Source organism: Lawsonia intracellularis PHE/MN1-00 (genome assembly GCF_000055945.1).
Taxonomy (GTDB): Bacteria; Desulfobacterota; Desulfovibrionia; order Desulfovibrionales; family Desulfovibrionaceae; genus Bilophila; species Bilophila intracellularis.
Genome location: NC_008011.1, coordinates 1,210,545 through 1,236,901 on the forward strand (window position 1 = coordinate 1,210,545; position 26,357 = coordinate 1,236,901).

General features: G+C 33.9%; 20 protein-coding genes. 18 read left to right on the top strand and 2 right to left on the bottom strand.

Features of this window, described 5'->3' with window-relative positions:
• Positions 1-61: 61 nt before the first annotated feature.
• The 8 genes from LI_RS05385 to LI_RS05420 all read left to right on the top strand — a co-directional run bounded on the left by LI_RS05385 (position 62) and on the right by LI_RS05420 (position 10,573).
• Positions 62-1,480, top strand: a complete 1,419-nt coding sequence (locus LI_RS05385) for a mannose-1-phosphate guanylyltransferase/mannose-6-phosphate isomerase (protein ID WP_414738624.1) — start codon at positions 62-64, stop codon at positions 1,478-1,480.
• A gap of 292 nt (positions 1,481-1,772) precedes the next feature.
• Positions 1,773-3,074: a Na+/H+ antiporter NhaC family protein gene (locus tag LI_RS05390; RefSeq protein ID WP_011527068.1), complete on the top strand. Its 1,302-nt coding sequence runs from the start codon at positions 1,773-1,775 to the stop codon at positions 3,072-3,074.
• A gap of 289 nt (positions 3,075-3,363) precedes the next feature.
• A complete protein-coding gene (gene hisS, locus LI_RS05395) occupies positions 3,364-4,623 on the top strand; it encodes a histidine--tRNA ligase (RefSeq protein ID WP_011527069.1) in 1,260 nt (419 codons plus the stop codon).
• A gap of 27 nt (positions 4,624-4,650) precedes the next feature.
• Entirely contained in the window at positions 4,651-6,450 is a 1,800-nt protein-coding gene (aspS, locus tag LI_RS05400; RefSeq protein ID WP_011527070.1) for an aspartate--tRNA ligase, read from the top strand.
• A 90-nt stretch (positions 6,451-6,540) separates the two neighbouring features.
• Positions 6,541-7,533, top strand: coding sequence for an ABC transporter ATP-binding protein (locus LI_RS05405; protein WP_011527071.1), 993 nt, complete (start codon positions 6,541-6,543; stop codon positions 7,531-7,533).
• Positions 7,534-7,671: 138 nt separating this feature from the next.
• Complete coding sequence (gene kdsB, locus LI_RS05410; RefSeq protein ID WP_011527072.1) at positions 7,672-8,436, top strand: 3-deoxy-manno-octulosonate cytidylyltransferase; 765 nt, start codon at positions 7,672-7,674, stop codon at positions 8,434-8,436.
• Positions 8,436-9,566, top strand: coding sequence for a glutamine-hydrolyzing carbamoyl-phosphate synthase small subunit (carA, locus tag LI_RS05415; protein WP_011527073.1), 1,131 nt, complete (start codon positions 8,436-8,438; stop codon positions 9,564-9,566). The genes kdsB and carA overlap by 1 nt, the downstream gene beginning before the upstream one ends.
• Positions 9,567-9,745: 179 nt before the next feature.
• Positions 9,746-10,573 carry a tetratricopeptide repeat protein gene (locus LI_RS05420; protein WP_011527074.1) on the top strand — a complete coding sequence of 276 codons (828 nt, stop codon included), beginning with the start codon at positions 9,746-9,748 and terminating at the stop codon, positions 10,571-10,573.
• A gap of 44 nt (positions 10,574-10,617) precedes the next feature.
• On the opposite strand, the gene LI_RS05425 is transcribed toward LI_RS05420, so the two are convergent.
• Positions 10,618-11,277: a hypothetical protein gene (locus tag LI_RS05425; RefSeq protein ID WP_011527075.1), complete on the bottom strand. Its 660-nt coding sequence runs from the start codon at positions 11,275-11,277 to the stop codon at positions 10,618-10,620.
• Between the two features lie 476 nt (positions 11,278-11,753).
• Here LI_RS05425 and LI_RS05430 point away from each other — a divergent pair, with 476 nt between their 5' ends.
• The 10 genes from LI_RS05430 to LI_RS05475 all read left to right on the top strand — a co-directional run bounded on the left by LI_RS05430 (position 11,754) and on the right by LI_RS05475 (position 25,030).
• A complete protein-coding gene (locus LI_RS05430) occupies positions 11,754-12,911 on the top strand; it encodes an efflux RND transporter periplasmic adaptor subunit (RefSeq protein WP_015353804.1) in 1,158 nt (385 codons plus the stop codon).
• Positions 12,911-16,060 carry an efflux RND transporter permease subunit gene (locus tag LI_RS05435; RefSeq protein ID WP_011527077.1) on the top strand — a complete coding sequence of 1,050 codons (3,150 nt, stop codon included), beginning with the start codon at positions 12,911-12,913 and terminating at the stop codon, positions 16,058-16,060. Before LI_RS05430 ends, LI_RS05435 begins: the two co-directional genes overlap by 1 nt.
• Before the next feature lie 3 nt (positions 16,061-16,063).
• Positions 16,064-17,443 (top strand): efflux transporter outer membrane subunit, encoded by a 1,380-nt coding sequence (locus LI_RS05440; RefSeq protein ID WP_011527078.1) that lies wholly within the window; start codon positions 16,064-16,066, stop codon positions 17,441-17,443.
• A gap of 370 nt (positions 17,444-17,813) precedes the next feature.
• Positions 17,814-18,239 (top strand): FmdB family zinc ribbon protein, encoded by a 426-nt coding sequence (locus tag LI_RS05445; RefSeq protein WP_011527079.1) that lies wholly within the window; start codon positions 17,814-17,816, stop codon positions 18,237-18,239.
• Positions 18,240-18,279: 40 nt separating this feature from the next.
• Positions 18,280-19,611 carry an adenylosuccinate lyase gene (gene purB, locus LI_RS05450; RefSeq protein ID WP_011527080.1) on the top strand — a complete coding sequence of 444 codons (1,332 nt, stop codon included), beginning with the start codon at positions 18,280-18,282 and terminating at the stop codon, positions 19,609-19,611.
• Positions 19,612-19,641: 30 nt separating this feature from the next.
• On the top strand, positions 19,642-20,205 hold the full coding sequence (gene pyrE / locus LI_RS05455) for an orotate phosphoribosyltransferase (RefSeq protein WP_011527081.1): 564 nt from the start codon (positions 19,642-19,644) through the stop codon (positions 20,203-20,205).
• 352 nt (positions 20,206-20,557) lie between these two features.
• A complete protein-coding gene (locus LI_RS05460) occupies positions 20,558-21,463 on the top strand; it encodes a YybH family protein (protein WP_011527082.1) in 906 nt (301 codons plus the stop codon).
• A complete protein-coding gene (locus LI_RS05465; protein WP_011527083.1) occupies positions 21,460-22,395 on the top strand; it encodes a hypothetical protein in 936 nt (311 codons plus the stop codon). The genes LI_RS05460 and LI_RS05465 overlap by 4 nt, the downstream gene beginning before the upstream one ends.
• A gap of 612 nt (positions 22,396-23,007) precedes the next feature.
• On the top strand, positions 23,008-23,484 hold the full coding sequence (locus tag LI_RS05470; protein WP_011527084.1) for a cytochrome c3 family protein: 477 nt from the start codon (positions 23,008-23,010) through the stop codon (positions 23,482-23,484).
• Positions 23,477-25,030, top strand: coding sequence for an ammonia-forming cytochrome c nitrite reductase subunit c552 (locus LI_RS05475; protein WP_011527085.1), 1,554 nt, complete (start codon positions 23,477-23,479; stop codon positions 25,028-25,030). The genes LI_RS05470 and LI_RS05475 overlap by 8 nt, the downstream gene beginning before the upstream one ends.
• Positions 25,031-25,121: 91 nt before the next feature.
• Here LI_RS05475 and LI_RS05480 read toward each other — a convergent pair whose 3' ends face one another.
• Positions 25,122-26,354 carry an aspartate kinase gene (locus tag LI_RS05480; RefSeq protein WP_011527086.1) on the bottom strand — a complete coding sequence of 411 codons (1,233 nt, stop codon included), beginning with the start codon at positions 26,352-26,354 and terminating at the stop codon, positions 25,122-25,124.
• Positions 26,355-26,357: the final 3 nt, after the last annotated feature.

Below are 26,357 nucleotides of genomic sequence, written 5' to 3' on the forward strand. Positions count from 1 at the left end.
TTATTAATTTTTATTAGTTTTGGTAATAGCTCATTATTAATAATATAACTCTTGAGGACCTATGATGAATAACATTTATCCTATCATTTTGTGTGGAGGAAGTGGTACTCGCTTATGGCCGTTATCAAGAGAATATTATCCAAAACAATTCATTAATTTTGGTTCTGGCACTCTATTTGAGAATACATTGTCGTGTATAGCTTCGTTAAGAAATGTCCAAAATCCTATAGTAGTCTGTAATGAGGAACACCGTTTTTTTGTTTCGAAATTGTTACAACAACAAAATAGGGTTGCAACAATTATTTTAGAGCCAGAAGGGAAAAATACAGCCCCTGCAATTGCCCTTGGAGTATCTGCGGTTAGTGAGTTAGAAAGCGATCCTCTTATTCTTGTTTTGCCTTCAGATCACCTTATCGGTTCTAATTCTATTTTTCACTCAGCAGTAATGAGTGGAATTTCAGTTGCCATTGAAGGACATTTTGTAACATTTGGGGTGAATCCTACAGGTCCAGAGTCAGGTTTTGGTTATTTACAATATGGGCAAGAAGTTAGTGATGGTATTTTTAAAATTTTAAACTTTACTGAAAAGCCTAGTAAAGCTAGGGCAAAAGAGTTTCTTGCATTAGGCAATTATGCATGGAATAGTGGAATTTTTCTTTTTCGTGCTTCAACTTATCTAAATGAGTTAGAATTATTAGCACCACAAATTTTTAGTGCTTGTAAGCAAGGGTGGGATGAGCGTACTCAGGATCCCTTAGGTTTTTTCCGTCCTAATAGTCAAAAGTTTTTACAATCACCTTCAGGTTCTATTGATTATGTCATAATGGAAAAAACAGAAAAGCTTTATATGGTTAAACTTGAAACCAATTGGAGTGATCTGGGTTCATGGGAATCATTTTATAATGCAGAGGTACATGACAGTATGGGAAATGTTGTATCTGGAGACGTTATAGCTCAAGATACTGAAAATTGTTACCTTAATTCTACACAACGTCTTGTATGTGCATTAGGTGTTAAAAATATTATTGTTGTTGAAACAGCAGACGCTGTTCTAGTTGTGGATAGAAATCAAACACAAAATGTAAAAAATTTATTGGAACAATTACGTATTTCAGGTCGTACAGAGTCTGAAACTCACATGCGTGTTTTCCGTCCTTGGGGAAGTTATGAAACACTTTTTTCTAGTACAGGTTATAAAGTAAAAAAAATTACTGTTTCTCCTGGAGCTACATTATCACTTCAGTTACATCAATATAGAGCAGAACATTGGATTGTTGTATATGGAATAGCTAATGTTACTATAAATAAAGCAGAGCATATAGTAAAAGTTAATCAGTCTATATATATTCCTGTAGGTGTAGAACACCGGCTAGCAAACTATGGAGAAGAACCTTTGGAAGTTATTGAAGTACAGTCAGGCTCATATGTTGGAGAGGATGATATAATTCGCCTTGAAGATGTTTATGGAAGAACAGAGTAATAATTATTGAATATTCTATAAAAATATAGCTAAAGAATAGAGACAAGTAAAAAGATATTACTTTTTATTTTTAAGATTAAATAAATTAAAAGTAAGATAAATAGGAAGGTTAGTTGTGTGTAATCTAAACAAGAACATAAATAATGAGTGATTTGTTGTTGATTTTTATTAAGGATAGTAGAATAATATTCTTATATTTATTTACTTAAAAATAATAAATAGTTTTTAGTTACTCTTAGTTAATATGAATTCTAGAGTAGAATCTATATCCCATCACTTTTAGGTTGTTTTGATGATTGATGAGACTGAAAAACCAAATGTTGTTGCATTATTCCCGCTAGTTATATTTCTTACCCTCTTTATTGGGACTGGTATATTTTTAACTTTTATGGGAACAGAGATGGCTTTTTATCAGCTTTCAGCAACAGTCGCTATCCTCCCAGCTATTTGTATAAGCGTATTACAGGGGAAGTCTAATTTAAGCAAAAATATAACGATATTTCTCTATGGAATGGGTGAAATTAATATCGTTACTATGTGTTTAATTTATTTATTAGCAGGCGCATTTGCTTCTGTAACTACTTCTATTGGTTGTGTTTCAGCTACAGTTAATTTTGGTCTTTCTCTTCTTTCTCCTTCAATGATTTTACCTGGTCTTTTTCTTACTGGAGCTTTTATCTCTACAGCAATGGGTACAAGTATGGGAACTATTGCTGCTATAGCTCCTATTGCTGTTGGAGTAGGGCAGCAAACAGATATTAGCCTATCACTTCTTATGGGAGTAGTTATAGGTGGAGCTATGTTTGGTGATAATCTTTCTTTTATTTCTGATACAACTATTGCTGCAACACGTAGTCAAAATTGTGAGATGAAAGATAAGTTTCGGATGAATTTCTTGATAGCACTACCAGCAGCACTAATTACTATATTCTTACTTTGGGCTAGTGGTACATCTTCCTATGTGGTGCATAACGAGTCATATGAATTTATAAAAGTTTTACCATATCTTGTTATTATTACTTTAGCTATGATAGGTATGAATGTCTTTGTAGTGTTAGCTGTTGGGATACTTTTTTCAGGAATATTAGGTTTAAGCACTACAAATTATTCTTTTTTAATTTGGGCCCAAGATATCTATAAAGGTTTTTTGGGGATGAATGAAATATTTGTACTATCAATGCTTATCGGGGGCCTTGGAGAGCTTATAAGATATCATGGTGGTATTGCCTGGCTTTTAAAAATGGTAGATACTTTAGTAACTCATTTATCAAAAAGAAAATCTCCAAAGGTTGGAGAATGGTGTATAGGTTTACTTGTAACTTTAGCTAACTTATGTGTTGCTAATAATACAGTAGCAATTATCTTAACAGGGAAGATGAGTAAAGAAATTGCTGATAAACATGGGATTAGTTGCCGTAAAAGCGCTAGTTTATTAGATATTTTTTCGTGTGTCATCCAAGGGCTTATCCCGTATGGTGCACAGTTATTACTTGCAGGATCCATTTCACAGGTTTCTCCATTTTCTATAGCAATTGAAAATTGGTACTGTATGGCTTTATTTTTAGCTGCTTGTATCTCCATATGGATTGATTAATAGAGAACGGGACTATATAGAAATATTTTTATAGATATAGGTACGTTAAGCAAAATTATAATACATTAGTCTTATGCTGACAACAAACCTAACGTTAGTTAGAGAGGTTGCTGCAAGAAAAGTCATTGTATATATGCAATAGTTGATACTTAACTTATTTATTATTATTATTATTTTATAGTCTATTTCAAAATATTTTGACAATTATATGCAGACAATTTATTCATATATTTATATATGATAACCATATGTTTCCCTTCACTTTTACCACAGATACTGTGGTGATACTATGAATAATATAATTACAGCTATTAAAGGTTTTTCTGACTTATTTCAGCCAGAAAGTAATATGTTTTCATACATAGAACATACTGCTAGAGCTATTTTTTCTCTTTATAATTATGAAGAGTTAAGAATACCTCTTCTTGAGCGGACAGAACTTTTTTGTAGAAGTATTGGTTTAGAAACAGATATTGTACAAAAAGAAATGTACACATTTTTAGATCGTAAAAATCGATCACTTACATTACGACCAGAAGCAACAGCTAGCATTATTAGAGCATATATTGAAAATAAAAAATATACACAAGAAGCTGTGTCTAAATTTTTAAGTATAGGACCCATGTTTCGCTATGAACGTCCTCAAAAGGGGCGAATGCGACAATTTCATCAAGTTAATTGTGAATGTTTAGGAGTTACAGATAGTTATATAGATGCTGAAATAATTATTATGTTAATGCAATTTTTAACAGCATTAGAGATTAAGGATATTAGATTAGAAATTAACTCATTAGGATGCGCTGATTGTCGGCCATTATATAAAGATATATTACAGAAGTGGCTTGATCAGCTTGACACACAGACTTTATGTGATGATTGTCAGCGTAGAAAAGAAACAAATCCATTGAGAGTACTAGATTGTAAAGTTTCTTTTTGTAAAGAAAAGACAAGTCAAGCTCCTCACTTTTTAGACTATCAATGTAAAACCTGTCTTGATCAGTTTTCAACAGTGACAACTCTTTTAAGCTTAGAGAATATTCCATATATTATTAACCATCGTCTTGTACGTGGCCTTGATTATTATATGCGTACAACATTTGAAGTAATTTCTTCTAATATAGGTTCTCAAGGAGCCATTGCTGGGGGAGGACGTTACAATGGGTTGGTTGCACAGCTTGGTGGTCCTGATATCCCTGGTATTGGTTTTGCTTGTGGTATGGAGAGGCTAGCATTGCTTCTCCCACGAAAAGACTTGCCAAGGCCTGATTTTATGATTGGTGTTTTTATCGCTGAAGGAAAAGATAAAGCATTTTCTATTAGTTCACAATTACATAAAGCAGGTTTTAGTGGCGAAATGTTATTCAACTTAGGTAGCATGAAAAGTTTAATGAGACATGCTAATAAGGCAAGAGTACGTTATTGTTTGTTATTAGGAACTGAAGAGTTAGCATTGAATTCTATTTCTATTAAAAATATGGATACAGGAGTCCAGGAAAAAATTTCTTTAGATAAGGTCAGTTCTTATTTCATAACAAAGCTAAGTAAATAATATTGGGAGGAAAAAAGAGGATGTGTAATGTCTGAAAGCAAAAAAGAGGTTATAATATGCCAGTCTTGTGATGGATGGAAGCGTAGTCATACCTGTGGTGAGTTATCAATAAAAGATATTGGAAAGCATGTAATACTAATGGGTTGGGTACAATCACGTCGGGATCATGGTGGATTAATTTTTGTAGATTTACGTGATCGCTTTGGTATAACCCAAGTTGTTTTTAGTCCAGATAGCTCTTTAGAAGCACATTCAACAGCACATATTATTCGTCCTGAATACGTTATTGCTGTTGATGGAATTGTTCGTATGCGTCCAGAAGGGATGATTAACCCAAATTTGGAAACAGGACAAATAGAAATTTTAGTTTCTTCTTGGAAGCTTTTAAATATTTCGAAAACACCTCCTTTTCAAATAGAAGATAATATTGAAACAGGAGAAACACTCCGTTTGCAGTGGCGATATTTAGATTTACGTCGTCCAGTCATGAAGAAAAATATTATATTGCGTAGTAATGCTATGCAAATTATACGAAACTATTTATCTTCTCACGGTTTTTTAGAAATAGAAACACCATTTCTTACAAAGTCTACACCTGAAGGGGCTAGAGATTTTTTAGTACCAAGTCGCTTATATCATGGGAAGTTATTTGCTCTTCCTCAATCTCCACAGATTTTTAAACAGTTATGTATGGTTGCTGGTTTAGATCGATATTTTCAGATAACTCGATGTTTTCGTGATGAAGACTTACGTGCTGATAGACAGCCAGAGTTTACTCAGATTGATATTGAAATGAGCTTTGTTAACGAAGAACAGGTAATGGAATGTGCCGAACATTTAATGCAAACTCTTTTTCAAGAAGCATTATCTACAGAGATTTCACTTCCTTTCCCAAGAATAACATGGTTTGAAGCAATGAAGCAATATGGAGTGGATAAGCCGGATATACGATTTGGGTTAGAGCTTCATGATGTGACATCTATAGTACATATGTCAGAGTTTAAATTGTTTTCACATGCAAAGCTTGTAAAGGCAATAAGGGTCCCAGGAGGAGCTTCATTAAGTCGGAAAGAAATTGATGACTTTACAGAGTTTGTAAAAAATTATGGAGCACAGGGACTTGCATGGATCAAAATTAATGAAGAGGAATGGCAGTCACCAATTGCAAAGTTTTTATCAGAGAAAGAAAAAGAAGAGCTTTCTATAGAACTGAATGTATCAAAAGGAGATATATTATTTTTCCAGGCAGGTTCTCCTGAAGTTGTAAATGCTGCTCTTGGTAATTTACGTGTTCAATTAGGTAACTATTTAGGATTAATCCCTCAAAATACATGGTCTTTTGTGTGGGTAACAGACTTCCCTCTTTATGAATACAGTGAGGAAGAAAGGCGTTATGTTTCTTGCCACCATCCTTTTACTGCACCTAAAGAAAGTGATATTCATTTTATGAAGACTAATCCTGCAGAAGTTAAAGCTCGAGCATATGATTTGGTCCTTAATGGTAATGAAGTAGGTGGGGGCTCCATACGTATTCATCAAGCTGAGATACAGCGTCATTTGTTTGAGGATTTAGGATTTTCTTTAGAAGATATTCAACAACAATTTGGTTTTTTTATAGAAGCTCTTGAGTATGGCGCGCCACCACATGGTGGTATTGCCTTTGGATTAGATAGATTAGTTATGCTTATGAGTAACTCTGAGTCTATCAGAGATGTTATTGCATTCCCAAAAACTCAAAAGGGTGCTTGTCCTTTAACAGGAGCGCCAGACTTTGTTTCTTCAAAACAATTACGTGAACTTGGTTTAACTTTACGTAATAAAAATTAATTAACCTTATCTTTTTGTGGGAAAAAGGGTATGTTATTCCTATAAAATATAAGAAAACTATAGGTCTGTAGGTTTTATCTGGATAATTTAATGAATCAGAATAGCTATACTAAACCTCTTATAGAATGTAATAGTTTAACAAAACATTTTGCTATAAGGCATGGTGTATGGCAACGTATACAAGGATATGTACATGCTGTTGAAGAGGTTTCACTAACAGTTTATCAGGGTGAAACTTTTGGTCTTGTTGGTGAATCAGGTTGTGGAAAGTCTACATTAAGCCGTATGATTGTTGGGTTATTACACCCATCTAGCGGTGAGTTGTTTTTTAATGGTCAATCCATTTTTGATTCAGTGAACAAAAAAGCTCTTCGACATAAATTACAGATGATTTTTCAAGATCCATTTTCTTCTTTAAATCCACGCTTACCTATAGGAATTTCTATTGCAGAACCTTTAACAGTTTTAAAGGTATCTGCAAAGAAAAAGTTAGAAAGTATATTAGAGATATTAGAGTTTGTAGGTCTTCAACCAGAACAAAAAGATCGATATCCTCATGAGTTCTCTGGAGGACAGCGTCAACGTATAGCTATTGCTAGAGCTCTTATTGCTCATCCTGAATTACTTGTATGTGATGAGGCTGTATCGGCTTTAGATGCCTCTGTTCAAGCACAAGTATTAAACTTACTAAAAGATCTTCAAGCACATTTTGGTTTGACTTATATCTTTATCTCTCATGATTTAGCTGTAGTAGGATATATGAGTGATAGGGTTGCAGTTATGTATCTTGGAAGAATAGTAGAGTTAGCCCCAACAAAATCTTTGTTTGAAAGACCAGCACATCCATATACGCAAATTTTATTAGACTCTATCCCTATTCCTGATCCTTTTTCTCGAAAAACATATAGATTACTAAAAGGGGAACTTCCAAGCTCTCTTTCCCCTCCATCTGGTTGTCCTTTTCATCTTCAATGTCCAAAAGTTATGCCAATTTGTCGTAAAGAACTTCCTCAACTTACGGTATTAAAACAGACAGAACTAGTAGAAAAAAATAGATTTGTTCGTTGTTTTCTATATACATAATACTATTGTATTAGTATGAAGAAATTGTATAATAAAGGTTACGTTATAAGAAAATAAAGAATTTTTATGAAAAATAGGACTTTTATAATTAAGATGGTTATATAATATTAACATTAGCTAGAGTGGTAATAATAACAAATGAGTCAAATATCCCCTTTATACTATGGAATAATTCCTGCTAGATACGGTTCTTCACGTCTTCCTGGGAAACCATTAATAGATATTTGGGGAAAACCTATGTTTTGGTATGTATATCAGAATGCAGTAGAATCTAATATTTTTAGATCTGTTGTATTAGCAACAGATAGCGAAGAAATTGCTGAATCAGCCCATCAGTTATCAATTCCTTATGTTATGACAAGTGTTGAACACATTAGTGGTACAGATCGTGTGTATGAAGCAGCTATAAAGATGAATATAGAACCTGACTCTGTAGTAGTAAATATCCAGGGAGATGAACCATTAGTAAAGCCAGAAGCTATTCAACAACTAGTGGAGCCATTTATTGATGTTTCTATTCAGGTTACTACCCTTTCTACAAGAATTACAGCAAATCAAGCAATGTTACCTCATCAAGTTAAAGTTGTTGTGTCTTCTAATGGTGATGCTTTGTATTTTTCAAGGGCAGCCATTCCTTATTTAAGAGATAACGATACTGATGGATATTACTTAGGTCATATTGGGTTATACGCTTTTCGTATGCATACGTTGGATAAATTCGTTCATTTGCCACCGTCCCAATTAGAACAATTTGAAAAGTTAGAACAACTAAGGTTGCTAGAGAATAATATACCAATTCGTGTAGTAAACACTAACCATACTTCTCAGGGTGTTGATACAGTAGAAGATTTAGAAATTGTTCAAGGATTATTAGCTCAAAGAATGGAGGCAGTAAGTCGTTAATGAAAGCTTTGCTAGCACTAGAAGATGGATTTATTCTTGAAGGTCAATCTATTAATGGTCACTGTGAAAGTAGTGGTGAAGTTATTTTTAATACTGGAATGACAGGTTACCAAGAAATCCTTACTGATCCATCTTACTATGGACAAATGGTATGTATGACATGGCCTCTAATAGGTAATTATGGTATTAATAAAGAAGATATGGAGTCTGAAAAAATTCATGTATCTGCATTAATTGTTAAAGAGTGTTGTAGAAACCCTTCAAACTGGAGGTCTGAAACATCTTTACCTAAATTTTTACAAGAATATAACATAGCTGGGATTGAAGGTATTGATACTAGAGCACTGACAAGACACATTCGGATAAACGGAGCAATGAGGGGTATTATTTCTACCTCGATAACAGACCCTAATGATCTTATATTAAGAGTAAAGAAAGTTCCTTCTATGGAAGGGCAGAATTATGTTACAAAGGTTGCTCCTAATTCCCCATGGGTGTTGTATGGGCAATGTGTTGTACCTGCTGATATTAAAGAGGATGGAAGTTTTCTTTGGAAACAAAATAAGATACCTCTTATTGTTTATGATTATGGTATTAAGTGGAATATTATTCGGTTGCTAGAAGGAGCAGGTTTTGATCCATTAATGGTACCACCATTATTTTCTTTAGAGCAAGTAAAAGCATCAGGGGCTAAAGCTATATTTTTATCTAATGGTCCTGGCGATCCTGGAACACTTATAGATGAGATTCAAATTATTCGTGAATTAATGGAGTATTATCCTATTGCAGGAATTTGTCTTGGTCATCAATTATTAGGGCATGCTGTTGGCGGTACTACAAGAAAATTGACTTTTGGTCATCATGGTTCTAATCATCCTATAAAAAATCTTGCTACAGGTCATATAGAAATTTCCTCACAAAATCATGGGTTTTGTGTAAACTTTGAAAGTAATAATGATATAGAAGTTACTCATATTAACTTGAACGATAATACGTTAGAAGGTTTCATTCATAAAACAAAACCTATTCTTGCAGTCCAACATCATCCTGAAGCAAGTCCAGGTCCTATGGATAGCCAATATTTTTTTACTCGCTTTAAGGAGGTAGTACTATTAAAGTTAGGATGCTAACTTTAATAGTGAAGAACTTTTTAGTAAAATTTACATTATTTTTCTGTGGCTAGTTGAATATTTTGTGGGATTAATCAAGATGTTATCTCTTGGGTATAATTTTATTATGCTAATATTTCTTAACTTAAGAATTAACAAAAAGAAGCCTAGTTAATTGGTGTGAGGGAAGTGAGGTAGTTATGTCCAACGAATTGACACGAGTCAGACAGCAACTTAGCCAGATTCGTACACAGTTACGTAAGGATAAAATCCTTCCTGCTATTCAGGCATTACATCATGCAATAACAGTGATTATAAAAACACCATTATTAAAAGCAGAAAAAGAAGAGTTTGAACATATGCTTCATGATGCTTTAGGAAGTATTATGGAGCATCCAAAGGTGCGTGAAATTTTTCCTCTAACTATTATATATACAAAAGGTCAAGAGCGCCAATTATTGAGCGATGTTTATGAGTTGTTAACAGTTGTAGATTCAACTATTCAGGATGCTGCAAAAGAAGCATTAAAAGATTTTGAAACACGCAGAGAGAGATTGTTTAATGAGGGGCAGAAGCAGCTTGAAAAAGGAAATATTTTAGAAGCTAGAGAAGCTTTTAGTAAACTTGCTAAAGAATTTAAAGATGATCCAGAATTAATGGGCCAGATTGGTAAAATGTATCTTAAATATGAGTATTATGAAGATGCAATTATATACTTAGAGACAGCGTTAACTATTAATCCTGAGCTAGCATACCTTTATAATTACATTGGAATAGCACTACGTAAAGTTGGAAAGTTTGATATAGCTGAAAAATACTATCTCAGGGCATCTAAGTATTTAGGGAAAGATCCTAATCTTTTTTTTAATCTTGGGAGATTATATATTGATTGGGGAGATTGGGAAAAGGCTATTGTTTCGGCTTCAGCAGCACTAAAAGTACGTCCAGATTTTATGGAAGCCAAAAAGTTACGTAAGTATGCAGAAAGGATGAAACATAAGAACTCTTCAGTACTTTTTGAAGAGTGATGGTTCACAATAGTTAATTTATCTAAAAAATATTGAATAGTAATCTACCAGTAGAATGTTTCATGTAATACTTTACTACGGTATACATCATATTTACCCATAATTCCAGCAAGAGTGTAGGGTAATACAGTAAAGAATGACCATAATAATGTTTGTGGAGATACCCCAACCATCCAACCAATAATGCCGATTAAAAGAATTAATACTAATTGGTTACTTTTTTTCCTAAGTAGAAAAAATATAAATAATGAAGTTAATGTTGACCAAAAACTTATAGTAGCAATGATTGAAATATGTTGATTAGTAGAAAGAAAACAATAGTATATGAATATTGGTAGAAGTAAAATAATAAGCCCTATTATAACCTCAGTATATTGAAGAAATATCATCATACAAAGTATAAAGCACCCTATGACTAAACATATAGAAGAGATGATCTCTAAAGGTGTAGTAAGTGGTTGTATAATAGGTAATGGCTGGAACATAGCAGGAATATTAAGTGCAAGAAGTATTAAAGCTTTTCTCCATATGCCCTTATAAAGATAATAAATACTACCAAAGAGATAGGCTAAAGGGTTAAATAATGTTGAATCAGGAATGGGTGGATTAAAGAAGGGTAAGCCCAGGGAGTATGAAGGTGTAACAACCCTATTGTTAAAAAGATGAAAATAGTTTTCTTCATACAAAGCATGCTTTTTTTTCATTGAGTAACCCTTATTATATAGCTTTGGTAGATAGTCAAAAGACTAACAGATTTAGAAAGAGATACATAGTAGTTAGAGTTTGTTGTGGAGGGGGTATACCATACAACAAGCTTTTTGCTTTTTTATTAATGAATTGTTAGTAGAAAGCTGCAAGAATTAGAAAGTAGGTTAGAATAAAGTCAGAACTTTAGTAATATAACATTTGATGGTTAGTTAGTATTATAGGATTAAGACTATTATAAATTTTTTAATTAGGTAAAATAGTTACTAACATATTTAAAAAAGAACATTTTTTTCTTATTATATCAACGGATTATTATATCTTCTTATATATAAGAAGCTAGGTTAGTTGAAGAAAAAAGTTTAGTTGCGTAATGTAGTGGAGATTGTCTCCTACTGTTAATAAATAGTTTTTTATAATTAATTGTATTAATGTAGAAATTATTTATAGGGTGTTTCTTTTTATAGGAGTTCCTATGCATGGTTTATTTTTATTAAAAGGTCTAATCATTTTATGGGGTATTGGTGCTGGGTTAATAAGTTGTTCTTCAAATGAACAAGCAAGTATGCCAGCTCCACTTGTTGAAGTGATGACCATTGAATCAAAAGATACGCCTATTGTTTTAACATTTGTTGGACAAACAGAAGGCTCAAGGTCTGTTGAAGTTCGTGCTCAGGTTTCAGGCATTTTAATGAATAGAGCCTATGAAGAAGGGCAATATGTTGAAAAAGGACAGCTTCTTTTTGAAATAGAACCTGATACCTATAAAGCTAACTTAGAGCAAGCCCAAAGTATGATGGAGCAAGCTAAAGCAAAGTTTGTTCAAGCTCAACAGGAACGCGATCGTATTCTTCCATTGTATAAAAAGAATGCCGTTAGTCAAAAGGATCGTGATAGTGCTGTAGCTTCTTATAATGCTGCAAAGGCAGATCTTGATGCTGCAAAAGCTGAAGTTACAGAAGCTAAAATTAAATTAGGATATGCTTATGTAAAATCACCTGTTTCTGGTTATGCAAGTAAAGAAAATAAGACAATAGGTAATCTTATTACGGCAGGTTCATCTAGTGATAGTTTGCTTACAGTGGTTAATCAAGTAAATCCTATATATGCAAATTTTTCTATTCCAAGTCCTCAATACATGCATATAAAGATGTTAAAGTCTGAAAATCTTCTTACTATTGATAATCCTACGGCAACAATGACATTAGCAGATGGAAGTATATATAAAGAAACAGGTAAAGTAACTTTTATTGATAAACAAGTGAATCCATCAACCAGTGTTGTTGCAGCTAGGGCAGAGTTTATTAATCCAGACGCTCATGTGTTACCAGGACAATTTGTACGTGTGAATGTTCAAGGTGTTATATTAGTAAATGCTATTTTAATACCACAGAAAGCTCTCATTCAAACACAGAAAGGTACTGTGGTGGCAGTTGTTAACAAGGAAAATAAAGTAGAGATGCGTCCAGTAAGAATTGGACAAAATTATGGAGAAAATTTTTTTGTATATAGTGGACTCTCCAATGGAGATCGTGTGATTGTTGAAGGGAATAACAAGGCAATCCCTGGTCAACCTGTACGTCTAAAAGAATCTATACAACCCGCAATGAATGAAGCAGGCGGTAAGAAGTAATGAGTAATAAGGAGAATATTACAGAAGTGAAAGAAGGATTTTTTCTTCGCCGTCCTATTTTCTCTACTGTTATTTCATTATTTATTACATTTATAGGGATATTAGCTATTTTTTCTTTGCCAATTGAGCAGTATCCTAATTTAACACCTCCACAGGTAGAGATAAAAACAACATATAATGGTGCAAGTGCTAATACTGTATCTGAAAGTGTTGCTTCAGTCCTTGAAGAACAAGTGAACGGCGTTGATAATATGAGTTATATGAACTCTGTTAGTGCAGGAACAGGTACTATGACTCTTACTGTTACCTTTGATGTAGGTACAGATCCTGAAGAGGCCACTATTAACGTTAATAACAGGGTACAATTAGCAACTCCAAAACTTCCTCAAGACGTACAGCGAACAGGGATTTCTGTTTTAAAAAAATCTCCAGCAATTTTACAAATTGTCTTTCTTACTTCTCCAGATGAACGCTATGATACAATTTTTCTTAGTAACTATGCGCTACTTAACATTGTTGATGATTTAAAGCGTGTTCCTGGTGTAGGGGATGTTCAAAATTTTGCAGGACAAGATTATGCTATTAGAGTCTGGTTAAAACCAGATCGTATGGAACAGTTAAAAATTACACCAAATGATGTAATTAATGCTATTAATGATCAAAATATTCAGATTGGTGCCGGACGTATTGGGGATGAGCCTGTATCTTCGTCTATTGGGGTAACTTGGCAGATAATTACAAAGGGTCGGCTTGAAACGCCAGAACAATTTGAAAATATTATTCTTCGTACAGAGCCTGATGGATCAATCTTACGGCTAAAAGATATTGCACGGATAGAACTTGGTGCTCAAGTTTACAATTTTACAGGTAGGCAAGATGGACTTGCTGCTATTCCTATAGGCATTTTTTTAGCACCAGGTGCTAATGCACTTACAACAGCTGAAGCTGTTCGTGTTAAGATGAAAGAATTATCAACACAGTTTCCTGTTGGTGTAGCCTACGATATCCCTTACGATACAACTACATTTGTTAATATTGCTATCAAAGAAGTTGTTAAAACATTATGTGAGGCAATGTTTCTTGTTTTTTTAGTGGTTTATTTATTTCTACAGAATTGGAGAGCAACACTTATACCTTGTTTGGCAGTACCAGTGTCTATTGTAGGTACGTTTGCAGGTATGCATCTATTAGGTTTTTCTATTAATACATTAACAATGTTTGGACTTGTCCTTGCTATTGGAATTGTTGTTGATGATGCAATCGTTGTATTAGAAAATGTTGAGCGACATATATCTGAAGGGCAGCCAGTGCATATAGCAACAGCTAAAGCAATGTCAGAAGTAACTAGTGCTATTATTGCTATTGTGCTTGTGTTATGTGCTGTTTTTATCCCTGTAGCTTTTATAGGCGGCCTTGCTGGACGTATGTACCAACAATTTGCAATCACTATCGCTGTCTCTGTAGTGATTTCAGGTGTTGTAGCATTAACTTTTACTCCAGCGTTATGTATTGTTTTATTAAGAAATTATGAACCAACAACTAGTAGTTTTTTTAAAAATTTTAATGATTGGTTTGCTAATATAACAGGAAAGTATATTCATATTGTTAAGGTTTTATTACGTCGTACTTTATTAACTATTTGCCTTTTTTGTTTAGTATTATTAGGAACCACAGCACTTATAAAAATTGTTCCAAGTGGATTAGTTCCAGATGAAGATCAGGGATATTTTATATCTTTAGTTATGCTGCCTGATGGAGCTTCTCTTTCTCGTACTTCTAAGACTGCTAGTATCCTTGAGCAACAGCTTATTAAAGATTCTTCTGTAGAGCATGTTATGAGTTTTTCTGGATTAGATGCTATTAGTGGTGCTTCTAAAACAAATGCTGCTACAATATTTGTTACACTTAAACCATGGGGAGAGCGAAAGAAGAAAGATGAATCTTCTTTTGCTATTGTCCGGAAAGTGTTTGGGCTAGGTAGTGAGATACCTGAAGGATATGTTGTTGCTTTTAATCCTCCACCAATAAGTGGTATGAGTAATACTGGCGGGTTTGAGTTGTGGGTGCAAAATCGTATAGGAGCTAGTGAAGTTGAGCTTTATACTATGATACAGAAGGTACTTCAAAAAGCTCGGGGACGTAAGGAGTTACAAGGACTAAATAGTTCATTTGGTGTAAATGCCCCACAGTTATTTATAGAACTTGATCGTGAGCAAGCTGAAACTTTGGGAGTTAGTATTTCAGATGTTTTTTCAGCTATGCAGTCTACATTTGGCTCCTATTATGTTAATGATTTTAATCTATATGGTCGAACATTTCGTGTATATACACAGTCGGAGTCTGACTACAGAGCTCTTCCAGAAAATATAAAGGAAGTTTATGTTCGTAATAGGAATGGAGAGATGGTGCCTATTATCTCTTTACTAAAGGTAAAACCTATTGCTGGCTCTCAAATTATAGAACGTTTTAATGGTTTTCCTGCTGCTAAAATAATGGGAAGTCCTGCATCTGGATATAGTTCTGGTCAGGCTATGGATGCTATTGAGTCTGTAGCAAAAGAAGTCTTACCAGAAGGGTATACATTAGCGTGGTCAGGTTCTTCCTACCAAGAGCGGGTTGTGAGCGGTGGTGGATCATTTGTACTTCTTTTATCTTTAATTATGGTATTTCTCATCCTTGCAGCACAATATGAAAGTTGGTCTTTACCTTTGACGATATTAACAGCAGTTCCTTTTGCAGCTTTTGGTGCTATCTTAGCCATTTGGTTAAGAGGAATTGCAAATGATGTTTATTTTCAAGTTGCTCTAATTACACTTGTAGGTTTATCAGCTAAAAATGCAATTTTGATTGTTGAATTTGCAGTAGAAAAATATCGTCTAGATGGAATGAATATTATTGATGCCATTGAAGAGGCTTCACGATTACGTTTTCGTCCTATTATTATGACATCTTTAGCATTTATTCTTGGATGCGTTCCACTTGCTATTAGTACCGGAGCTGGAGCTGCCAGCCGTCATGCAATAGGAACAAGTGTTATTGGTGGGATGTTATTGGCTACGATTATTGCACCATTATTTATCCCATTCTTTTTCCGCTGGATTATGGTGATTTCAGAAAAATTTTCAAGTAAGAAATCCACTCAGGAGTAATCCATGAAAAGATTGTTACTCTGTATTATAACATGTGTTATTGTATCAAGTTGCTCTTTTGCTCCAGATTACAATCGACCACATTTAGAGTTACCTGAGGTATGGGTTAGTTCACCAGAGACAGGAGTTCCTGCTTCTATGCAGTGGTGGAAACGCTTTAATGATTCTACACTTGATATTTTAGTAGCAGAAGCTTTGCAGCATAATAGAGACTTAATTGCAGCTGTGGCCAGAGTAGATTATGCACAAGCTCAGTTAGGAGTTGCTCGATCAGATTTGTTTCCACATTTTTCAGGAAATGCTCAAGCAACACCTGTATGGGTAGATCATAAGAGGGTTACAGATGGACAATCTCCATATAGCGCAAACTTTTCAGCAAGTTGGGAAATTGATATTTGGGGAAAGATACGGAATGCCAAAGATGCTGCATTTTCTCAATTAATGGCTACAGAAGCAGAAAAAGAGGGTGTTTTTCTTTCTATTGCTGCCCAAACAGCAAATGCTTATTTTTTGTTGAGGAGCCTTGACTTACAATGTTCTATTGCAGAGAGGACAGTAAAAACACGTGAAGATGCATTAAGTATCTATACTGCACAATATCAAAAAGGATTTATTAACAAATTAGATTTAACTCGAGCAAAAACAGAAGTTGAGACAGCACGTACAGCACTTTATCAAAAACGTATTGCACAAGAGAATGCTGAAACAGCTTTATCTGTTTTGTTAGGCCGTTCTCCACGGTTAATTATGGACACAGCAATTGAGCGTGGGGTATCTATGAAAGATTTATCTTGTATTCCTGTTATTCCTCAAGGTATTCCTTCAGAGCTTTTAGAAAGACGTCCTGATATACGTCAAGCTGAATATACGTTAAAAGCTACTAGTGCAAATATTGGTGTGGCAAGAGCAGCTTGGTTACCATCTATTTCATTAACAGGATTATTTGGTATTGTAAGCCCACATTTAAGTGATTTATTAAAAAATCCTTTAAAAACATGGAGTTATGGGGAAACTGGAACTGTGCCTATTTTAGATTTTGGTCAGGTATACTATAATGTGGAAGCAGCCCAGGCAAAAGAACGTGAAGCATTAGCTAACTATGAAAAAACAGTACAAAATGCTTTTAAAGATATTCATGATGCTCTTATACGGCAATATGAATCAAAGAATATAGTTAATTCACTTGAACGAATGGTGAAAGAGTTACGTATAGCTGTACATCTTGCACGTACTCTTTACGATAATGGTTATACATCTTATCTTGATGTGTTAGATGCAGAACGTGCTCTTTTTCAAAGTGAACTAGATCTTGCTAGTGCTTGGAGTGATCGCCTATCTTCTATTGTACAAGTTTGTTTAGCATTAGGAGGCAGTTGGGAATAATAATTATGTGTTTAGTTATATTATCTCTTTTTCTATGTATATAGTAGCAGTGTGTAATGTGTTTTAGAGTTATTGCTAGACAAATAATTTATTCTCTATTATATATTAACTAATTGTAACTTAGGAGTCCTACATGGCCCATAAAAAAATTGAACGTAAAAAAGAACTTGATAGACGGCGTCAACGTCGTGCCAAACGCCTTAAGAAGCGTATCAAGGAGAATAAAGCTGCTAAAGCTACTAAGTAAATTTTTAGTCTTTAATTTATGAAAATAAATTGTGTCATTATTTTTTAATGATCATTGGACCAGCGGTTTCGTTTATCGTCACCGCTGTTGTTTTTAAGTCCATACATGTTGTGGAGCTAGTATATGCCAATTTATGAATATTATTGTACACAATGTGATAATACCTTTGAAGAGTGGTCAAAGAATGCGTCATCTCATGAACATAAAAAGTGTCCCAACTGTGGTGGAGATGCAAAACAACTTATTTCTAATACAGCGTTTATCCTTAAAGGAAGTGGTTGGTATGTAACAGAGTATGGAAATAAAAAAAGTGAAGAGCAGAACAAAAAAAATACTTCCGATAAAACAGAGGTGTCATCTGACTCTTCTAGCACTACATTAGAGTCTTCTGGTGATGGAAGTAGTTCTACAGAGACTCATAAGACACCTTCAATAAGTGAGCCTCAAAAAACATCTAAAGAAAAGCCTAAAGTTCAACAGAACACTAAGTCTGCTGTAACAGCATCAAGTGAAGTAACAAGCAGTAATGAAGCAACTATTAGTAAGTAATAATTATATCCTTTGAGGTATTATAAAGGTTAGGGTTTACATGATTGATCGTTATACACGTAAGGAAATGGGTCGTATTTGGACGTTAAACAATCGTTACCAGACATGGCTACGTGTAGAGCTAGCAGTATGTTTAGCTTGGAATAAGTTGGGTGTAATTTCAGATGATGCCTTCAAGACCATTCAGGAACGTGCTGTGATTGATGTGAATCGTATACTTGAAATTGAGAGTATTACACATCATGATGTTATTGCATTTTTAACAGCTCTAGAGGAGCAAATAGGACCAGAAGCTCGTTTTATTCATTTAGGTTGTACTTCATCTGATATTGTAGATACAGCAACGTCACTTTTACTTATAGAGGCAGGAGAGCTTATATTAAAAGGTTTTGATAAGCTACTTACATCTATTGAATCCCTTGCATTAAAACATCAAGGGTTGCTTTGTATGGGTAGAACACATGGGGTTCATGCTGAACCAACAACATTTGCCTTAAAGTTTGCTAATTTTTTTGCTGAAATCCAACGAGATAAAGAGCGTTTTGTACAAGCATTTAATGGTATTCATGTTGGAAAATTTTCAGGTGCTGTTGGTACATACACATTTCTCACTCCAGAAGTTGAAACTATTGCATGTGATATCCTTGGGCTTAAACCTGATACTATTTCTACTCAAGTTATACAGCGAGACCGTCATGCTGAATATTTCACAGCTCTTGCTATTACAGCAGGAAGTATTGAGCGACTTTGTGTAGAATTACGTCACTTACAAAGAACAGAAGTACGAGAGGTAGAGGAAGGTTTTCAGAAGGGACAAAAAGGTTCTTCTGCTATGCCTCATAAAAAAAATCCAATTTCTGCAGAAAACATGACAGGGCTTTCTCGCCTTATCCGAGGAAATGTTCTTGCTGCATTAGAGAACCAAGCATTATGGCATGAAAGAGATATTAGTCATTCATCAGTAGAGCGTGTAATAATGCCTGATACAACTATATTGATGGACTATATCTTTCATCGTTTATCTGGGATATTAGATGAATTAATCGTTCTTCCAGAAAATATAGAATGTAATATGCAGGCCTCATTTGGTTTATTTTATTCACAACGAATTTTGAATGCTCTAATAGAATCTGGGATGGGTCGTCAGGAAGCTTATGTTTCTGTACAGCGTAATGCTATGCAGAGTTGGGAGACTAAACAACCTTTTCAAGAAGTTATTATGGATGATACAAATATTGTATCTTGTTTAGGTCAAGAAATGTTAGAGAAGTTATTCGATACTAGTTTTTATCTTCGTTATGAAAAAGTTATATTAGGGCGAATATTTGGTGAATCTACTTTACAGAAATATCAAGCAAATAAGAAAAATTAATTAGGAAACTAATAGTTAGGTTGTGTGGTAATGGATATTTTAAAAAAACGATTAGCAAAAATTTTTTTTGAACGTTCATATAAAGAAGGAAATTTTACTTTAAGTTCAGGCCGTAAGAGCGATTATTATTTTGATTGCAGACAAACAGCATTACATCCTGAAGGGGCTTGGTTAATAGGAAATCTTCTTAATGCATTACTTGTTGATGTAGATATTTCGGCAGTGGGAGGAATGACCTTAGGTGCTGATCCTCTTATTTCAGCAATAACTGTTATTTCATATGAATTAGATAGGCCTCTTTCAGGACTTATTGTCCGTAAAGAGGCAAAGTTACATGGAACTGCTCAATATGTCGAAGGTCTTGCAAACGTCCATTCTGGAGATAGAGTTGCTGTTATTGAAGATGTTGTAACTACCGGAAACTCTTTACTTTTAGCATGCGAACGTATTAAAGCTTCCGGATTGACTATTGCTATTCTCTGTACAATATTTGATCGTGAAGAAGGAGGGAAAGAATTTCTTCAGGAAGCTGGTTATGAATTACGATCTCTTTTTACCCGTAAAGAGCTTGTAGACCTTGCAACTAGTCTATAATGTTATTTAACCTAGTTTAGTGATTGATAGTAAGTTAATCCTTAAAAAATAGGTTTCAACTAATAAGGTTATATTATATTTTCATTATATATTAATAGGAAATGTTTTTTTAAAGGTAGAGGTCTTTCTTTTTTTATGGTATAGCCTATTGTATATTGAATACATGCTTTCTTATTGTTTTATAAAGTGAAGTTGAATTTATAGTATATAGTAATTATTATAGTTAACTTTTTATTAGTTCCAATGGGTTGGAGTTCCGTAATTTAATACTTAGGATTAGTTGTATGTATTATGAGTTATTTTAATAAAATAAAAGAAGTCAGAAATAAATATTATTTTTATTTATTAATAATTGGAGGATGCTTTTTTTTTTACTATAGGTATCCACTTAACAACATTTAATACTTTTATAAGTATAAAAGATATCTTTCAAGTAAATAAAATAGCTATTGCTGAAATGCATTCTAGCATGATTCCAGGAAGAAGGGATAATGTATCTCTTAGAAAACCAAGAAATCAGGAAGGTACTTCGTATATTAGTCAGTTAAAGAATAGGACAGTTCAGTGGAATGATGCTTGGGTAAAACGATCGTTAACTTTTTTTGATTTTTATTGGCCTGAAGCATATACAGTATTCCAAGGTATTCCTTTTCAGGAATATAAAGATAAAGAAGTAAACTCATTTAAAGTAAACCAGTGGGTAGATAGTTTTTGTGGAGAGATCCATGTTGAAAAGGAAGCAGAATATTGGGTTTCATGGTTTCATCAATATTTACGTATGCCTAATAGTTCTATAGAGGGCATTCGCAAGCTTTATTGGAAGGAAAATGAACAAGGTGAATTAAAGATTGTTGGTATGAAGTGGATTCCTCAGGAGCTTGATTTAGAATCTTCATATTTAGAAAGTATAACTTCCAAAATTACAGCTTTTATCGAAGATTGGAGGTTTGCTTGGGAAACAGGGGATGTTGAAAAGTATGCTGTTTATTATGCCGAAGATTCTATTCAGGGTGATAGGCGTGGAAAAGACGCAATTATAGAGCATAAAAGATCAACTTGGAATACAAGGAAGCCAAAAGAAGTCTTTTTAACAGGTCTGCGTGTTATGGCTGTAAAAGATGGTATTCAGGTTGATATGGCACAAAGGTTTCATGATGCGTTAGCCTATAGTGATAAAGGAATAAAGACATTATTGTTACGTCCTACTGGCAAATCATGGGTTATTGTCCGTGAAGATTGGAGTGAGATACTACAATGAATACAAAAAGTAGCATGTTAAGCCTCATTCTTATGCATGACGATGGTGAAGCACGTAGTATACGTATAAGCAAAAGAGGTCTATGGCTACTAGTAATACTTACAATTTTAGCTCCTATAGCTGGTCTTATAGGTTTATGGGTTGGTTGGGAAGCTTGGGAATCTATGTCTAACTGGCAACAAGAAAAACTTGCTTACCAAACTCAGATTGATGAATTACGTGTTCAGTTAGAAAGATTTGCTACATTAGAAGCATTATTAAAACGTCAAGATGCTGCACTTGGTAGTAAAGTTGATAATCCTCAGCTACAGAAAGAACGCCAAGTAAATACATCAGAAAAAAAGGATGTAAAAAAAACTATAGAGGAGAATGAAGGAGTAGCAAAAAATTCTTCATCTATGGGTACAATCATGCCTCCTAAAGCTATCCCCCAGTCTTCTATAGTACCAACATCCACTGGTTCAGGGGTTAAGGAAATATCGCATGCTTTTGAATCTCATTCAAGTGATAAGCAAAATTATGAAGGGAATATTCATACTACTTCTATACAACCTTCAGTAGTTACAGGAAAAAGTGCTCATACAACAGGAGAGCAAAGTTCTTTCATTGACTATGGAGTTGTCAAAGTTGAAAACGTTCAAAAGCAGATTATACAAGGAAAACGTATTCAAGCACAAATAAGTTTATTTAATACAGAAAAAGTTCCTCAATTATCTGGCCACGTTCAGTTTGCACTTATTACTAATGATGGGAAAAAGTATGCGCTCTCTGGTTCTGATACAAGTTTTCGTATAACACGCTTTAAAAGCATGTTCATAGATTCTGAGTTGCCAGTATCGGATGCAATTGCACAAAAGAGTAAATTACTTATAGAAGTAGTTTCTGGTGATAAAGTTGTTTTCCGTCAATTATATCCTCTTTCTGAGAAATAGAGAGCTATCTTTTCATTTTATCTTTTTACCATATATTCTTCTATATAAACTAAAAAAGCAGAGTTTCTGCTTTTTTAGTTTATAATTATTTTGTTGATATCACTAATTCTAATATTAGTGGATTAACCATTAGGTTGAAATAAAGTAAAATAATTGAGAAAAAAATAACAAACAGGTTTATTTTTAAATAAAAATAACAAACTATAAAAATAATACAATGTAATAAATTTGGAATCATAATTGCAGTTAAACAACTGTTACCTCTATTATTGTAACTATTTTGAATGAGATTATAAAATAGTTAGCATTAAATATATTATATATAATATATTTAATAGAATTTAAAAAAGTATGTACTATTATTATTTTATTCAAAATAATAATTTAACTATCTCATAATATATTATATAATAATTTATTATGCTAGTTAATTACTGTTGAATAATCCATATGTATTAATCTTATATCTTTTAGTTTAATTATAATTTTTCATATTGTATTCATATTCTAGGTGTTTTTATTAAAGCTACTTGACATAGTGTGAAAATAGTAACAATATTTATTCTAATCTAGTAACTGTGCAGCTAAATATTGCTTTACTAGGGGGTAAAGATGTCTAAAGAGTCTCTATGGAAAAGTCCATGGTTTAAGTATCTTTTAGGCGGCTTTATATTGGGGATAATTGTTATTGTGGGGATTAACTGGGGTATGAAGGTAACAGACTCAAGGCCATTTTGTGCAAGTTGTCACATAATGGAGCAGGCAGCAGTAACAAATAAGTTATCCATACATGCTAACTTATCTTGTAATGATTGCCATGCACCACATGAGTTATGGAGAAAAATTCCATTTAAAGCAAAGGAGGGAATCCGAGATTTTTATATGAATACAATTGGGAATGCACAGTTACCGATTATTCCAGGAACAGAAACAAAAGAAGTAGTTAATGAAAACTGTAAGGCATGTCATGCTATATCAAATATGACTGTCTCAAGTACAGAGGCAAAACCCTATTGCGTGGATTGTCACCGTGATATGAAACACATGCATATGCAGCCAATCAGTAAAAGGATAGTAGCCGATGATTAATCAAATTATATTAAAGAGTGTATATGGGCTGTTACTTTGTTTAGTGGTTGTTCTTTCTGGGTGTGGTGATGTAGATACAGAGTTAAAAACACCAGAATATAACACAGGATTACCTGCAGATCATTTAGGTAATCTTGCTTTTAAAAAAATATTTCCTTTACATTATGCATCATATGAATTGAATAATGAAAGTAGTATTATGACAGTATATAAGGGCTCCGTTCCTTATATGAAGAATGATAATAAAGATCCTTTACCAGAAGGATACAAGTATGCACAACCTTATTTGAAAAATCTTTGGCTAGGTTATCCTTTTATGTATGATTATCGTGAATCTCGGGGCCATACTCATGCTATAGGAGATGTCCTAGACTCAGATCGTCCTAATCGTTATGCATTTAAAAGTGGTCTTCCTGCTACTTGCTGGAACTGTAAGACTCCACAGATGCTTAAGTGGACCAAAGATGATGGTAATGCATTTTGGTCAAAAGATATGAATGAGTTCCGTGAACGACTTCATCCAGAAGATGATACTGTAGGATGTGTCAATTGTCATAATCCACAGACAATGGAACTACAGCTTTATAGTGAACCTCTTAAAGATTATTTAGTATCTGTAGGAAAAGATCCTGATAAACTTTCAAGGCAAGAAATGCGTTCGTTAGTTTGTGCACAGTGCCATGTAGAATACTACTTTGAAAAGACAGGTGTGCCTGCTAAACCAGTCTTCCCATGGGCAAAAGGATTTAATCCTGAAGATATGTATCAATATTATAAAGAACATGGTGATTCTACTATTCCTGGATTTGAAGGCCAATTTTATGATTGGATACATCCAGTTTCAAAAACACCTATGATTAAGATTCAACATCCTGAATATGAGACATGGATTGATGGTCCTCATGGTTCAGCTGGTGTGACATGTGCTGATTGTCATATGCCTTATATACGAGGAGAGAATGGTCAAAAGATGTCTAGTCACTATTGGACATCTCCTCTTAAAGACCCAGAGATGAGGGCATGTCGTCAGTGTCATGCTGATAAAAGTCCAGAGTTCTTAAAAGAGAGTGTTGTTTCTGTCCAAAAAGCAACATTTGATCAATTGTTGATAGCTCAGGAGCTTTCTGTAAAAGCCCATGAAGCAGTACGGTTAGCTGATGAATATACAGGTCCAAGAGCTAATAATTATGATCAACTCATGATCCAAGCAAGAGATATGATCCGTAAAGGACAACTATTCTGGGATTATGTATCTGCTGAAAATGGAGTTGGATTCCATAACCCTGTAAAAGCATTGAATACCTTGGCATCTTCAATACAATATAGTCAAGAAGCTATTAACCTGGCTATGGAGGCAACAAAATATGCCATTGGGCCAAACCTTCAAGGAGATATTAAAGAAATAGTTCCACCTATTTTGGTTATGTCTCGTAAATTACAACAAGATCCAGAGTATCTTAAAACAAACCCTTGGTTTAAGTATCTAAAAGTACTACCAAAAGCTGAAATTGAATGGGATGGTACAAAATACTTAGGTGATAAATAACAAACTCTATTCATATAATTATGATATAAAATGAGCCCATTATACTAGTATAATGGGCTCATTAACTAATTAGTTTTTAACATATCAGAACCTATGAAAGACTAGCAACATCATTTTGTAATTCAAATACATCATGGAGTGTCCGAACAGCAAGCTCTGTATACTTTTCTTCTATTAAACAAGAAATTTTTATTTCTGATGTACTAATTAATAAAATATCAATATTTTCATCTTTTAATGCATTAAAAGCTTTTGCAGCAACCCCAGCATGGTTTCGCATACCAACACCAATGAGAGAAACTTTTGCAACATTAGTAGCACATTCAACGCTTTTCCCTCCAATAGACTTAATTAGCTCTTCCATTAGATTACATGCTCTAGTTAGATCTTTACGAGATACAGTAAAAGTTATGTCTGTCAGATTATTTCTACTTGAAGCTTGAATAATCATATCTACAAGGATGTGTTGTTCAGCTAGAGGCCCAAATATTGACGCTGCTGTTCCAATGTGATGTGGAATATCACAGAGAGTAACACGTGCTTGATCATTATCATATGCAATACTAGAAACAAGAACAGCTTCCATAATTGAATTCTCCTGAGTAACCATTGTTCCTGATGCGTTACTAAATGTAGAAAGTACTTTTATAGGGACATTGTATTTTTTTGCAAACTCTACAGATCGAATCTGTAATACTTTAGCACCCATAGAGGCCATTTCAAGCATTTCGTCATAACTAACATATGCAAGCTTTCTAGCTTTTGTACATAAGTTTGGATCGGTTGTATAAACACCTTCCACGTCTGTATAAATTTCACATTTGCATGAGCCTAAAGAAGCCGCAATAGCTACAGCAGAGGTATCTGAACCTCCACGTCCAAGGGTAGTGATTTGTCCTTCTTGTGTAACTCCTTGAAATCCTGCTATAATAAGAGCATCATAATTTTTAAGCTGCTTATAAAGCATGTCTCCATTAATGGAAATAATCCTTGCTTGTCCAAAGTCATTATTTGTTAAGATAGGAATTTGCCAACCAAGTAAGGAACGTGTTTTTATACCTTGCTTGTTAAGTAATAGACTAAAAAGTGTAATAGATGCATGTTCCCCAGTAGAAAGAAGACTATCAAGTTCTAAAGGGTCAGGGTTTTCTGCACATGAGTGTGCAAGCTCTAATAATGTATTTGTTTTTCCTGCCTTAGCTGAAAGGACAACAACAACTTTAAATCCGTTATTAAGAGCATTAGTCACTTTCTGTTGCACTTGTTTTAGACATTCTAATGTAGCAACAGAAGTTCCTCCAAATTTTTGTACAAGAATTTGCATAGA

Excerpts from the sequence above, each read along its gene's own strand:
- LI_RS05480 (WP_011527086.1), bottom strand. The coding sequence starts at position 26,354 with ATGCAAATTCTTGTACAAAAATTTGGAGGAACTTCTGTTGCTACATTA.
- LI_RS05405 (WP_011527071.1), top strand. The coding sequence starts at position 6,541 with ATGAATCAGAATAGCTATACTAAACCTCTTATAGAATGTAATAGTTTA.
- LI_RS05385 (WP_414738624.1), top strand. The coding sequence starts at position 62 with ATGATGAATAACATTTATCCTATCATTTTGTGTGGAGGAAGTGGTACT.
- purB (WP_011527080.1), top strand. The coding sequence starts at position 18,280 with ATGATTGATCGTTATACACGTAAGGAAATGGGTCGTATTTGGACGTTA.
- LI_RS05420 (WP_011527074.1), top strand. The coding sequence starts at position 9,746 with ATGTCCAACGAATTGACACGAGTCAGACAGCAACTTAGCCAGATTCGT.
- LI_RS05430 (WP_015353804.1), top strand. The coding sequence starts at position 11,754 with ATGCATGGTTTATTTTTATTAAAAGGTCTAATCATTTTATGGGGTATT.
- LI_RS05445 (WP_011527079.1), top strand. The coding sequence starts at position 17,814 with ATGCCAATTTATGAATATTATTGTACACAATGTGATAATACCTTTGAA.
- pyrE (WP_011527081.1), top strand. The coding sequence starts at position 19,642 with ATGGATATTTTAAAAAAACGATTAGCAAAAATTTTTTTTGAACGTTCA.
- aspS (WP_011527070.1), top strand. The coding sequence starts at position 4,651 with ATGTCTGAAAGCAAAAAAGAGGTTATAATATGCCAGTCTTGTGATGGA.
- hisS (WP_011527069.1), top strand. The coding sequence starts at position 3,364 with ATGAATAATATAATTACAGCTATTAAAGGTTTTTCTGACTTATTTCAG.
- kdsB (WP_011527072.1), top strand. The coding sequence starts at position 7,672 with ATGAGTCAAATATCCCCTTTATACTATGGAATAATTCCTGCTAGATAC.
- LI_RS05465 (WP_011527083.1), top strand. The coding sequence starts at position 21,460 with ATGAATACAAAAAGTAGCATGTTAAGCCTCATTCTTATGCATGACGAT.
- LI_RS05435 (WP_011527077.1), top strand. The coding sequence starts at position 12,911 with ATGAGTAATAAGGAGAATATTACAGAAGTGAAAGAAGGATTTTTTCTT.
- LI_RS05425 (WP_011527075.1), bottom strand. The coding sequence starts at position 11,277 with ATGAAAAAAAAGCATGCTTTGTATGAAGAAAACTATTTTCATCTTTTT.
- LI_RS05470 (WP_011527084.1), top strand. The coding sequence starts at position 23,008 with ATGTCTAAAGAGTCTCTATGGAAAAGTCCATGGTTTAAGTATCTTTTA.
- LI_RS05475 (WP_011527085.1), top strand. The coding sequence starts at position 23,477 with ATGATTAATCAAATTATATTAAAGAGTGTATATGGGCTGTTACTTTGT.
- LI_RS05440 (WP_011527078.1), top strand. The coding sequence starts at position 16,064 with ATGAAAAGATTGTTACTCTGTATTATAACATGTGTTATTGTATCAAGT.
- carA (WP_011527073.1), top strand. The coding sequence starts at position 8,436 with ATGAAAGCTTTGCTAGCACTAGAAGATGGATTTATTCTTGAAGGTCAA.
- LI_RS05390 (WP_011527068.1), top strand. The coding sequence starts at position 1,773 with ATGATTGATGAGACTGAAAAACCAAATGTTGTTGCATTATTCCCGCTA.